The following is a 12,032-nucleotide window of genomic DNA, read 5'->3' as shown; positions in this document are numbered from 1 at the left end:
GCCGTCGAAATCATGCCTCCTGATGGTATTCCGAGGTCAATTAAAAGTCCTTCTACAAGTTTCACTTTACCCGTTGAATCCTCCACATAACTATTTACCAACGATTTATGCTGATTCAATTTTGGACTTATGGAATGTTTCATTCCACAAATTTTAAAAATTTCATTCGTAAGGGTTGCGTAAGATTTCTTCGTAACATTCTCCGCAATTTTAGCCAATAATTCATAGCCAATATTGGAATAAGAAAAATCGCTCGCAGGCTTAAATTTCAAGGGTTTATTCCAATCCGTCACGCCCGAAGTATGATTTAATAATTGGTGAACCGTTATAGAATCTAACCAAGTTTGTGGCATATTTGGTAAATATTTTTTCACTGGAACGTTTAGGTTAATACGTCCTTTATCAACTTCTCGAAGTACCACAACCGCTGTCATTTGCTTACTAATCGAACCGATAATAAACTGATTATCAATGACTAATGGTATTTTTGTTTCCAAATTAGCAAAGCCTTTTACGCTTGAGTAAACTACTTTGTTATTTTGCGAAACTAAGATAATTCCATTAAAAAAACGTTTGGTATTCGCTTCCACCAAGGAATCAATTCTTGGGGCAAATTTTGCTTGTGAAAACCCTTTTTGGGTGAGAAGAAGAATTAGAAATAATAGTGAAATACTGGTTTTGCGAAGCATTGATTTTGAAAATGTACCACGATTCCCCAGAATCGTGAATTGATAAATAGTTATTACGACTCTTGAAATTTTTGGTACATTTATTTTACCAAAATTCCCTTTTTAATTTCCACTCTATCAGGCAAAATCATGGCGGAAGGGTATAAATCTTTAATATCTGAATAATACCTTTCAGCGTCCATTCTATTCAAAAAATCACCAATTTTTACCTTATAAATTGGTTGTTGATAGCTCAAATACGGATATATTTCTGGATATTTTTGGTACGTATAAATCTTGGCATCATCGGCAGATTTACGGTCGTTCCCAACGTAAATCTGAATGCGAAATCCATTGGTAAATTTTACGCTTTTATTTCGCATCGCAATCGTATCCAAAATGGCATCAAGTTTTTTATTGACATGAAGCGGAGAATCCGAATAAGTGGTTTTTGAAGCTTGAACTGGCTGTGATTCAGAGGATGTTTCGGATTCGTTCGCAGATTTAAACTTTGGGCGATAAAGTGATAAATCTTCTTCATAAGCCTTTTCGTTCTTTTTTGAAGGCGATTGTGTGGTTGCAGTACCACCCGAAGAAGTAGTTGACCTCGAACCATTACCACTATTAATCCCCGTTGTTGAGGCACAAGCACTGGCAAAAAGCCATAAAATTATTAATATCGAAGGATTATATTTTTGCATAATATTATATTTAGTTACTGGTTATCAGTGAATAGTAATTGGTTTCTTGTCTGTGATTTTTTGAATTTCTTATAATAATTAACCAATAACCATCTGTCAAAGATACAATTTTTGTTAAATACTTGAAATACCCTTTGCTAATTGTAACTTTGCCTTTGCTAATTTTTGAGTTAGTGATTTGTGATTTAGTGATTTTTGGACAAAAATAATCACTAAATCACAAATCACTAACTCAAAACTAAAAAGAATGACCATACAACAAAACGTTTCCCTAAAACCTTACAATACCTTTGGATTAGAAGCTACCGCTCGTTTTTTCGTAGAAATTCAATCCGTTGAAGAACTTAAATATATTCTTCAAAATCCTGATTTTCAATCAGTAGATAAATTGTTTTTGGGTGGAGGAAGTAATATTCTCCTCACGAAAAATTATGAGGGATTAGTCGTAAAAATTAATCTAAAAGGCATTAATAAAGTTTTTGAAGACGATGCTCATATACACATACAAGCGGGTGCGGGCGAAGTTTGGCACGAATTAGTGATGTATTGTGTTGAAAATCAATACGCTGGCATGGAAAACCTTTCCCTCATTCCAGGGACAGTTGGAGCGGCACCCATGCAAAATATTGGTGCTTATGGCGTTGAAATAAAAGATATTTTTGAAGAATTGCAAGCTCTTAATCTCGAAACCTTGCAAATCGAAACTTTCAAATTAGATGATTGTCATTTTGGTTATCGTGAAAGTATTTTCAAACATCAACTCAAAGGAAAATATATTATTACTTCGGTTACGTTTAAATTGAATAAAGTACCCAATTATAAAGTTGCTTACGGCGATATTCGGAAAACGTTGGAGGAAATGAAGGTTGAGGAGCTTAGTATCAAAGCCGTGAGTGATGCCGTTATTAGTATCCGAAAAAGCAAATTGCCCGACCCAGCCGAAATTGGAAATTCAGGAAGTTTCTTCAAAAATTCAGAAATTCCGAAGGTGCAATATGAGGAATTGAAAACAAAGTTTGAGAATATTCCAAGTTATCCAATCAACGAAACAACGGTAAAAGTTCCTGCAGGTTGGCTCATTGAACAGGCAGGTTGGAAAGGATTTAGAGATGGACAAATAGGCGTTCACGCTCGCCAAGCCTTGGTTTTAGTCAACTATAGTGGAGGAACTGGCGAACAAATTAAAGCACTATCAGCAAAAATACAGGCTTCTGTGTTGGAGAAATTTGGAATTTCTTTGAGTACGGAGGTAAATTTTATATAGAAAGAGGTGTTAGGTTTTAGTTTATATGTGTTAGTATTGATGGAATAAAGTTTTCATTTACAAACCTCTAATCCCTAATTCCTACTACCCAATCCCTAAAATATGAATATACCAAAACTAAAAAACTTAGACAAAAATAATTTCTTCCTCATGGCAGGAAGTTGTGCGATTGAAAACCGTGATTTGGCTTTCGAAATTGCTGAAAAAATTAAAGGAATTACCGACCAATTCGGGATTCCGTATATTTTCAAAGGCTCATATCGGAAGGCTAATCGTACTAAATTAGACTCTTTTACGGGTATTGGAGATATCACTGCCTTAGAAATTTTGAAGGAAGTTGGCGATTATTTCGACCTCCCAACGGTTACGGATATTCACGAATCTCATGAGGCGGCAATGGCAGCAAAATACGTGGATATTTTGCAAATTCCTGCTTTTTTATGCCGTCAGACGGATTTATTGGCAGCAGCGGCTCAAACAGGAAAGGTTGTTAATATCAAAAAAGGACAATTTATGTCGGGCGTTTCGATGAAATTTGCCGTTGAAAAAGTTCTTTTCGAAAACCCAAAAGCTACTGTTTTTCTGACTGATAGAGGAAATTCTTTCGGTTATGGAGATTTGGTCGTTGATTACCGAAATATTCCCGAAATGCAATCCCATGGCGTACCCGTTGTGATGGATTGTACGCATTCGCTACAACGCCCAAATCAAAGCTCGGGCGTAACGGGTGGAAACCCAAAAATGATTGAGACGATTGCTAAAGCAGCCATTGCTGTGGGGGCAGAAGGTTTATTTATCGAAACGCATCCAAACCCATCAATTGCCAAGTCGGACGGTGCAAATATGTTACCGCTCGACCAATTGGAAAGGCTTTTGGAGAAATTGGTGAGAGTTCGTGAAGCGATAGTTTAGTGATTAGTCATTGGTTATTAGTTACTGGTTTTTAGCCCAGATTTTAATTTTTTTTATTAATTTTGCATGAAAGATTGGTTATTTGAAGATGATTTTGTGTAGAATTCAACTGATAACTAATCATTAATAACAGATAACTAAACAATGATTTACCCAATAGTTGCATACGGAGACCCCGTTTTAAGAAAAGTTACCGTTGATATTGACAAGTCTTACGATGTAAAAAAACTCTCGGAAGATATGTTCGAGACTATGTATAATGCCAAAGGCGTAGGGTTGGCAGCTCCACAAATCGGACTTAATGTACGGATGTTTGTGGTGGATGGTCGCCCTTTCAACGAAGGTGAAGATATGGAAGAACGTGATAAAGACCCTTCGTTAATTGATTTTAAAAAGGTATTTATCAATGCTGAAATCTTGGAAGAAGATGGTGACGATTGGGCTTTTGAAGAAGGTTGCTTATCAATTCCTGACGTTCGTGAAGATATTTATCGCCCTGAATATGTGACAATTAAGTATTTTGATACCGATTGGAACGAGCATACCGAAGAATACGAAGGACTCGCTGCAAGAATCATTCAACATGAATACGACCACATCGACGGTATTCTTTTCACCGACCATCTGAATCCTGTGAAGAAGCGAATGTTGAAAAATAAACTCGCAAAAATTACGAAAGGAAGGGTTGACGTAGATTATAAAATGAAATTTCCAAAGTTGTAACTACATAGTTTCATAGGAGGCATAGATTTAAAGAAGAATTTTAAACAGAAATTTACTTAGGCTAAAATGGCTAATTTTCTGTTTTGATTCCTAATATTGTACCACGGGTTTAGGCTCGTGGTTTTTTTATGTCAAATCCCAAAATACCATTATGACGATAAATACTTTCTCCAATTACGAAGCGCTTTCTGAAGCAACAGCTAATCTTATCATCGAAGTTTTAAAGCAAAAACCAGACGCTTTAATCTGCATTGCCTCGGGCGATACACCTTTGGGCGTATGTAAATTTCTTGCTAAATCCGATAAAAAATTGTTTGAAAAATGCACTTTCGTTGGACTTGATGAATGGGTGGGAATGGATGAAAATGATGAAGGTTCTTGCAAATATGGCATTTATCAGAACTTATTAATTCCTTTAAAATTTCCCTCAGAACGCATTAAATATTTCGATGCAAAAGCCCAAGATTTGGCATCAGAATGTCAAAAAATCAATGAATTTATTGCTTCTCGTGGCGGCTTGGATGTAATGCTCGTAGGCGTAGGAATGAACGGACACATCGCCCTTAATGAGCCTAATACCCCTTTTGATATTTATGCGCATGTTTCTGAATTAGAGGAAGTTACAAAATCAGTTGGTCAGAAATATTTTACCAAAGAAACAATTTTAACCCAAGGAATAACCCTTGGTTTGGCACATTTGCAGGAAGCCAAATTGCCAATTTTAATCGCTAATTCTTCTAAAAAAACATCCGTAATAAAAAGGGCTTTAACCGAAGCAATTACGGAACAATTTCCAGCCAGTATTTTCCAGAAAATAGAAAATAGTATTGTTATGTTAGACCTTGAAGCCGCCCAAGAATTATGATAAAAAATTTACTAATTGGAATACTTTTCGCTATGCTTTGGGCATCGGCATCCGCTGCTACTAAAATCGGAATTTTATCCGCTCAACCTTTAGTAATAGGCAATTTTAGATTCTTTATTGCAGGCGCTTTAATGTTGGGATATTCTTATTTATTTCAAAAAAACCGTTTGCCAAAAGGGGATGAATGGAAGCAATTAGCGGTATACGGATTTTTGAATGTTACCATTTATTTGGGTTGTTTTGTCATTGCGATGAAACACGTTTCGGCGGGTATTGGTAGTTTATCAACGGCAACTAATCCGTTGATAATAAGCATTTTATCGGCTTTTTGGATGGGACGTTCGGTGAAAAAAACGGAGATTTCAGGCTTAATTTTTGGAATCACTGGGGTAGGAATTGCCACGTATCCTTTGCTAAAAAACAGTTTTGCCGATGTCGAAGGACTCATTATTTTATCCATAAGTATGATTTCGTATTCAGTCGGAACGGTGTATTATTCTTCTCAAAAATGGGAACTTCCTTTATTGGTAATCAACGGTTGGCAGGTGCTTTTGGGAGGTGTTTTATTGGTACCTATCACCTTGATTCTTACGGATTGGTCAAATAATACCTACGATTTACGATTCTGGGGTTCAGTTTTTTGGTTGGTGATTCCTGTATCCATCGGTGCTGTTCAATTATGGCTTTATTTACTCAAAAAAGACCCCATTAAAGCCTCTCTCTGGCTATTTTTATGTCCTATTTTCGGGTTTATTTATGCGTCCTTTTTACTGAAAGAACCCATTACTTCTTATACTTATGTGGGTACATTACTCGTTATTGTGGGGTTATATTTGGCACAGCGGGAGAAGTTTAAAAAATAATAATCACCAGTGTCAGCTTCCCGAAAAAACTCCGTTTGAGGTTAAACTTTCGGGAGGTTTGTAAGTAAATCCAAAATTATTCCCTATTTTTAGACTTCATAACCCCTAATTGTCAATGCTTTTAACGAATTTACTCTTGAAACATTTTGTCAAAATAACCTTTACTTGTCTTACGCTTTTAGCTTGTAATTTTCTTGAAAAAACGGGCAAATTATTAGGTTCAGAACCTCAATGGCAGGATTATTCGTGCGATACTACCTTGAAAGTCAAGGAATTAAATGTAATGCAAGTAGCTCAGAGTTTTTATTTAAAAGATACCTTACTCAGACAAAATCTTTCTCCCCAAAAAGTTTTTGTAGTTATTGCTGACCCACAAGGAAATATAAAAATGGGAGGAGTTACTGCACAAGACCAAGAACGTCCTGAAGCCCTGATTTTTCCCAATATTCAATTGCCAAATGAGGCGATTTCTTTGTCATGGCAAGAGCAAGAATATCTTTGGGCGTTGGCATCGCAACCTCGATATTTGTATAATCGTTGGGAGAAATTACTGTCAGAAGAGCGTATGAGTTTCCTTTCAAAACGTGACTCTATTCATCAAGTAATGAAAGAGTTGAACGGTTCAGTCAAGATTATTTCCGATTTGCGTTCGATGGCGATTCAACAAAAATATCTTGGAACTAATAAAACTGCTTCACCAATTTCGATGCACAATTTTGGTTTTGCCGCTGATTTTGCCGTAATAAGAAACAATAGAATTTCTAACAATTTATCTCTTTATAACCCGCTTGATAATCTGACTGCACATTATGGTATGACGTGGGGAGGTAATTTTATCGGTTTTATAGATCCCGGACATATACAATTATTCAAAAATGGGGCGGAAATGCTGAGAAAATATCCCGACTTGATTTTTGAATTTGAACCTTATCGCCCACAATATAATACTTGGATGACCAAAATGATTAATTGGGGTAAAGAAGAAAAGGCAAACGATACAAAAGAATTGTTGGTTGAACTGAACAAATTTAAAAAAGAAAAGCCTTGCCCTTGCCTAAATTTAACGGCTCCCATTCCTTATGATTTGCTTGGAAAAATTGATAATCAACTTAATAAACTTGGTTATCAACAAGATACTGATATATTATTAGTGGGAGATTTGGCTTCTCAAACCGTTATTTTACACACGAAAAATGGCATAATTTCCTATCCTTTGGGAAGATGGAAATGAAAATAAAATGCTTGATGGTATGACTTTTTGTACTGATAAATGGAAAATCGACTCGATTTTTGATGGCTTTTCATCAAACATATTCACCCATACATTATGAATTATAAATTACCTTTTATCGGAAAATTAGCTTTTGCCCTTATATCAATAACCATATTAATTTATTGGTTGATGGTTTTGCAAGATATCCTCGTTCCCGTATTCATCTCAATTATTCTATCAATGGCTATTTTCCCGATATGTAACTGGCTGGAAAACAAAGGGTTTGGTAGGATATTGGCTGTTATTATTACTTTGCTTCTATTTTCAATTATTGCGTTGGGAGTCATTTGGTTAGCTTCTACCCAAATTGCTAATTTTGGCGAAATGCTTCCACAGTTGGAGAAAAGATTTATTTTATGGTCTGATCAAATTCAGCGTTGGGCATCACATACATTTCATGTTGGTAGAAAGACTCAAATTGCTCAACTTCGTCAGTATGCAACGGGCATGTTGAGTACGGGTGGTTCGCTTTTTACGACCGCCCTTTCAACCACAGGAAACGTTTTAGGAAATTTATTACTAATTCCTATTTATATGTTCTTCTTTTTATATTACCGAGACTTTTTCAAGATGTTTTTTTATAAAGTTTTCAGTAATGTTAATCGCAAGAAAATTGACGCTGTTTTGACCAGAATTTACGAAGTAATTCACAGTTATTTGACGGGTTTAGTAACAGTTACGCTCATCGTTGGAAGTTTAAATACCATTGGATTAATGGTTTTGGACATTGATTATGCCGTTTTTTTTGGTTTTTTAGCAGCAGCCCTTTTGGTAATTCCTTTCATCGGGATTTTGATTGGGTCAATTTTACCAATCATCATAGCTCTCATAACCAAGGATTCTCCCATGTATGCCGTTGGGGTTGCGGGCGTGTTTGTTTTTGTACAGTTTTTGGAAGGAAATTTTATAACGCCACAAATCGTAGGCTCAAAAATTAGTATCAATGGTTTAATTGCCATCATTGCTTTATTGCTGGGTTCGGCGCTTTGGGGAATTGCTGGAATGGCGCTTTCATTACCAACGATTGCTATTTTGAAGGTAATATTTGACTCCGTTCCCGATTTAAAACCTTATGGATACATTTTGGGTGAACCCGACCACGATAAAATTCAATTTGAAAAAAAACGGATGACAAAAGGCTTTGTGCCAACTTTGGTAGATAGTATCGTTGAAACCACTGAAGATGTAAGATCAATTGTGAGTGGAAAAGGTAGAAGAGGGAAGCCCGAGAAAATTGATTAATAAAAGGGTTGCAAATTCAAGTTTGCAACCCTTTTTTATGGATAAATGTACTTAAAATCAAGTTCTACACCAAAGCCTCGAACAAAATCTCAACCGCATGTTTTGCCGTCCGTCCCGTTCCATCATGAATTTGATGACGACAACTTGTGCCCGAAGCGGCAATAATTACGTCCTCACCTTGCTGACGAATCGTTGGAAAAAGCACTAATTCCCCAATCTGATTTGATAACTCAAAATGCTCTTTTTCGTACCCAAAAGAACCCGCCATTCCACAACATCCCGAAGGAATTAATTGTACTTCGTAATTCTCTGGTAATGAGAGGACTCGCTTCGCAGGAACCATACTCGACAATGATTTTTGCTGACAATGACCGTGTAATTTTACCAAACGTTTTTCAGTCGTAAAAGCACTTTTTGAAATGCGTTTTGCTTCAATTTCATTCGATAAAAACTCTTCAATCATAAACACATTTTTTGAAAGAGTTTTGGCATCTTCCATCAAATTTTCATCCACCAAATCGGGATATTCATCCCTAAAAGTCAAGATTGCTGAAGGTTCAATGCCAATTAACGGAATTTCTTCCGAAACAACGTCTTTCAATAAGCTAACATTCTGATTTGCAAGTCGTTTGGCATCATCCAAAAGCCCTTTTGATAATTGCGGACGACCAGATTCTACGTGATTCGGAACGATAACTTCATACCCCAAACGATTCAATAATTTAACCGCAGTGATACCGATTTCAACATCATTATAATTGGTAAATTCATCCACAAATAAAAATACTTTTTTATAGCTTTGAGCTTTGAGCTTTGAGCTTTGAATTTGGTCATCTACTGATTTTTTGTATATACTCATTGCTTGTTGCTCATTGCTCATAGCTAAATGCTTATAGCTCTTCATGAACGTACTTTTCGATAACAAAGGCATCGTTCTATCGGGATGGAAGCCAACAACCGTATTGGCGATTCTCCGTAGAAAAGGCGTTTCGTAAACAAAATTATAAGCCCAGGGAATGTGCGAAACTATTTTTGATATATTGGCAAAATTCCCCACCAAACGACTCCGAATCGGTACACCATTTTCTTTATAATATTGGTGCAAAAATTCCATCTTCAATTTTGCTACATCCACGTTTGAAGGACAATCGGATTTACAACCTTTACAAGCCAAACACAAATCAAAAACTTCCTTGATTTCCTCATGGTCAAAACGATTGGCTTTATCGGAATTAGTTAAAAACTCTCTCAAAATATTTGCTCTTGCCCGAGTCGTTTCCTTTTCATTTCGAGTTGCCATGTATGAAGGACACATCGTTCCGCCCGAAAGGTGCGTTTTCCGACAATCACCCGAACCGTTACATTGTTCAGTGTGTTGCAAAATATTTTGGTCAGTAAAGCGGAAAGTCGTTTTAATTTCGGGTGTTTGTTGTCCAGGGGTATAGCGTAAAAATGTATCCATCGGAGGCGTATCTACCACTTTATTCGGATTAAAAATGTTGTTTGGATCCCAAATACGCTTCACATCCTTCATTAATTGGTAATTATGCTTGCCCACCATTTGCTTGATAAATTCTCCACGCAAACGACCATCTCCGTGTTCACCCGAAAGCGAACCTTTATATTTTTTAACCAAAGTTGCAATTTCCTCCGCAATCAAACGAAATTGTTTATTTCCTTCAACCGTTTTTAAATTAATAATCGGGCGTAAATGAATCTCTCCCGACCCAGCGTGCGCATAATGCACACAATAGAGATTATTGGCGGTTAGAATTTCATTAAAATCACGAATAAAATCGGGTAAGTCATTGACATCCACGGCAGTATCTTCAATTACGGCAACGGCTTTTTCATCGCCCGGCAAGTTAGAAAGTAATCCCAAACCAGCTTTACGTAAATCCCAAACCCTTTTTGTATCCGCTCCATAAACCACAGGAAAATGATAACCCAAACCAGCGGCTCTCATTTCAGCTTCCATTTCAGTAGCCTTTCTTGCTATTTCTTCGTGCGTATCACCCCGTAATTCAACCACTAAAATGGCCCCAGGGTCGCCCTGAACAAAGAAACGGTTTTGACTATGTTCTTTATTGGCTTTGGTACATTCCAAAATATAATGATCCATCAATTCAGAAGCCGATGGCTTGTATTTCAAACCAATTAAATTGGCTCGTAAGGCTTCATCAACGGTATTAAAATGCCCACAAACCAAACCAATTTCTGTAGGTGGAAGGTCATTAACGTGCAATTTTATTTCCGTTAAAAAGCAAAGTGTGCCTTCCGAGCCTGCAATTAATTCGCAGAGATTAAAAGGTTTTCCGCCTTCCGTGAAAGGTTCACAATTTAATAACATATCGAGGGCATAACCGGTATTTCTTCTTTCAATCGTTGGCTTAGGAAATTCCTTTCTGATTTCAGTTTGATTGAAAGAATCGGAAAGAATGGCATTCATGCCCGTGTAGATGGAAGACAAAAAAGCAGACTCTTCTTCATGAGTTGGAGTTGAGCCAATGGTTACTTCACTACCGTCCGATAATAATGCTTTCACTTCCAAAAGATGCTCACGAGTAGAACCATAAACAACGGAATTAGAACCGCAAGAATTATTGCCCACCATTCCACCAATCATGGCACGGTTAGCAGTTGAAGTTTCAGGACCAAAGAATAAACCGTGTTTTTTCAGTTCCATGTTTAGCACATCACGGACTACACCAGGTTGTACTCTTACCCAATGTTCTTCTTTATTAACTTCAAGGATCTTCGTGAAATTTTTAGAAACATCCACCACTATTCCATTGCCCACAACCTGCCCAGCCAGTGAAGTCCCCGCCGTTCTTGGGATAATGGATGACCCATTTTCACGGGCAAAATGAATTAATTTCTTAATATCATCAATTGTTTTTGGAATTGCCACCGCCGTTGGCATTTCACGGTAAGCGGAGGCATCTGTTGCATATAAAGTACGCATTACGGTATCAAAGTGGAGTTCACCATCTAATTCAATGGCAAATTTTGCGAGTATGGCTGGATTGGTCATTTTTGGATTCTACGAAGAATAATATTGTTTTTCTAAGTTATTTTTCAATTTAGCAAAATTACCAATAAATTCAATTGGATGTTGCTCTAAATATTTTTTAGGGCTATTGATATTGGAAAAGTACAAATTGTATTAAGTATTTGTTTAGTATAAATTTAACAAATTTTAACAAAAACCCTTAAAACAAGAAGCATTGCAAACTTTTGCAAAAACTGTCCTAATCTGTGCTAAAATTTGCATCGCTATTTAAGTACAATTATCTAATTTAACTTTTTTTTTAAGAATAAAACTTTTCATTAAAAAAGTTGAATTATAAAAATATTCTCACCTATTTTGCATAACATTTTTATAACAATATCATATTAAGTCTCGCAAAAGTGCCATTTTACCTAACTCATTTTCACTTCTTTCTTAGGTAAGTTTTATGGTAATTTTTACTTATATTCTATATAACATGGGATAGATACGTAATTGTTACAGTTTTTTC

10 protein-coding genes are annotated in these 12,032 nt (G+C 36.4%); 7 read left to right on the top strand and 3 right to left on the bottom strand.

Going from position 1 to position 12,032, the window contains the following annotated elements:
* The coding region (locus AC1W31_RS13575) for a serine hydrolase domain-containing protein (protein ID WP_481735002.1) at nt 1-689 on the bottom strand (689 nt) is incomplete at its 3' end.
* Nucleotides 690-769: 80 nt separating this feature from the next.
* Nucleotides 770-1,369 (bottom strand): SPOR domain-containing protein, encoded by a 600-nt coding sequence (locus AC1W31_RS13570; protein WP_481735001.1) that lies wholly within the window; start codon nt 1,367-1,369, stop codon nt 770-772.
* Between the two features lie 223 nt (nt 1,370-1,592).
* Between AC1W31_RS13570 and murB the strand changes: the two genes are divergently transcribed.
* The 7 genes from murB to AC1W31_RS13535 all read left to right on the top strand — a co-directional run bounded on the left by murB (nt 1,593) and on the right by AC1W31_RS13535 (nt 8,511).
* On the top strand, nt 1,593-2,633 hold the full coding sequence (gene murB / locus AC1W31_RS13565) for a UDP-N-acetylmuramate dehydrogenase (RefSeq protein ID WP_481735003.1): 1,041 nt from the start codon (nt 1,593-1,595) through the stop codon (nt 2,631-2,633).
* A gap of 102 nt (nt 2,634-2,735) precedes the next feature.
* Entirely contained in the window at nt 2,736-3,545 is an 810-nt protein-coding gene (gene kdsA, locus AC1W31_RS13560) for a 3-deoxy-8-phosphooctulonate synthase (protein WP_481735000.1), read from the top strand.
* A gap of 144 nt (nt 3,546-3,689) precedes the next feature.
* The gene (gene def, locus AC1W31_RS13555) at nt 3,690-4,268 is read left to right on the top strand and encodes a peptide deformylase (RefSeq protein ID WP_481734999.1); all 579 of its coding nucleotides are present in this window, start codon (nt 3,690-3,692) and stop codon (nt 4,266-4,268) included.
* 151 nt (nt 4,269-4,419) lie between these two features.
* On the top strand, nt 4,420-5,133 hold the full coding sequence (locus tag AC1W31_RS13550; protein WP_481734998.1) for a glucosamine-6-phosphate deaminase: 714 nt from the start codon (nt 4,420-4,422) through the stop codon (nt 5,131-5,133).
* Nucleotides 5,130-5,996 (top strand): DMT family transporter, encoded by an 867-nt coding sequence (locus AC1W31_RS13545; protein WP_481734997.1) that lies wholly within the window; start codon nt 5,130-5,132, stop codon nt 5,994-5,996. Before AC1W31_RS13550 ends, AC1W31_RS13545 begins: the two co-directional genes overlap by 4 nt.
* A gap of 115 nt (nt 5,997-6,111) precedes the next feature.
* Entirely contained in the window at nt 6,112-7,227 is a 1,116-nt protein-coding gene (locus AC1W31_RS13540) for a M15 family metallopeptidase (protein WP_481734996.1), read from the top strand.
* A 96-nt stretch (nt 7,228-7,323) separates the two neighbouring features.
* Nucleotides 7,324-8,511 (top strand): AI-2E family transporter, encoded by a 1,188-nt coding sequence (locus AC1W31_RS13535; RefSeq protein ID WP_481734995.1) that lies wholly within the window; start codon nt 7,324-7,326, stop codon nt 8,509-8,511.
* A 64-nt stretch (nt 8,512-8,575) separates the two neighbouring features.
* Here the strand turns inward: AC1W31_RS13535 and AC1W31_RS13530 are convergent, their stop codons facing one another.
* Entirely contained in the window at nt 8,576-11,545 is a 2,970-nt protein-coding gene (locus tag AC1W31_RS13530) for an FAD-binding and (Fe-S)-binding domain-containing protein (RefSeq protein WP_481734994.1), read from the bottom strand.
* Nucleotides 11,546-12,032 lie beyond the last annotated feature (487 nt).

Source organism: Arcicella sp., from assembly GCF_964672035.1.
The sequence above is the reverse complement of the archived record's forward strand: the minus strand, read 5'-3'. Positions and strand labels throughout refer to the sequence as shown.

What these genes read in the sequence shown, in the direction of transcription:
- AC1W31_RS13530 (WP_481734994.1), bottom strand. Translation starts at nt 11,545, where the DNA reads ATGACCAATCCAGCCATACTCGCAAAATTTGCCATTGAATTAGATGGT.
- AC1W31_RS13550 (WP_481734998.1), top strand. Translation starts at nt 4,420, where the DNA reads ATGACGATAAATACTTTCTCCAATTACGAAGCGCTTTCTGAAGCAACA.
- AC1W31_RS13570 (WP_481735001.1), bottom strand. Translation starts at nt 1,369, where the DNA reads ATGCAAAAATATAATCCTTCGATATTAATAATTTTATGGCTTTTTGCC.
- AC1W31_RS13540 (WP_481734996.1), top strand. Translation starts at nt 6,112, where the DNA reads ATGCTTTTAACGAATTTACTCTTGAAACATTTTGTCAAAATAACCTTT.
- def (WP_481734999.1), top strand. Translation starts at nt 3,690, where the DNA reads ATGATTTACCCAATAGTTGCATACGGAGACCCCGTTTTAAGAAAAGTT.
- AC1W31_RS13545 (WP_481734997.1), top strand. Translation starts at nt 5,130, where the DNA reads ATGATAAAAAATTTACTAATTGGAATACTTTTCGCTATGCTTTGGGCA.
- kdsA (WP_481735000.1), top strand. Translation starts at nt 2,736, where the DNA reads ATGAATATACCAAAACTAAAAAACTTAGACAAAAATAATTTCTTCCTC.
- AC1W31_RS13535 (WP_481734995.1), top strand. Translation starts at nt 7,324, where the DNA reads ATGAATTATAAATTACCTTTTATCGGAAAATTAGCTTTTGCCCTTATA.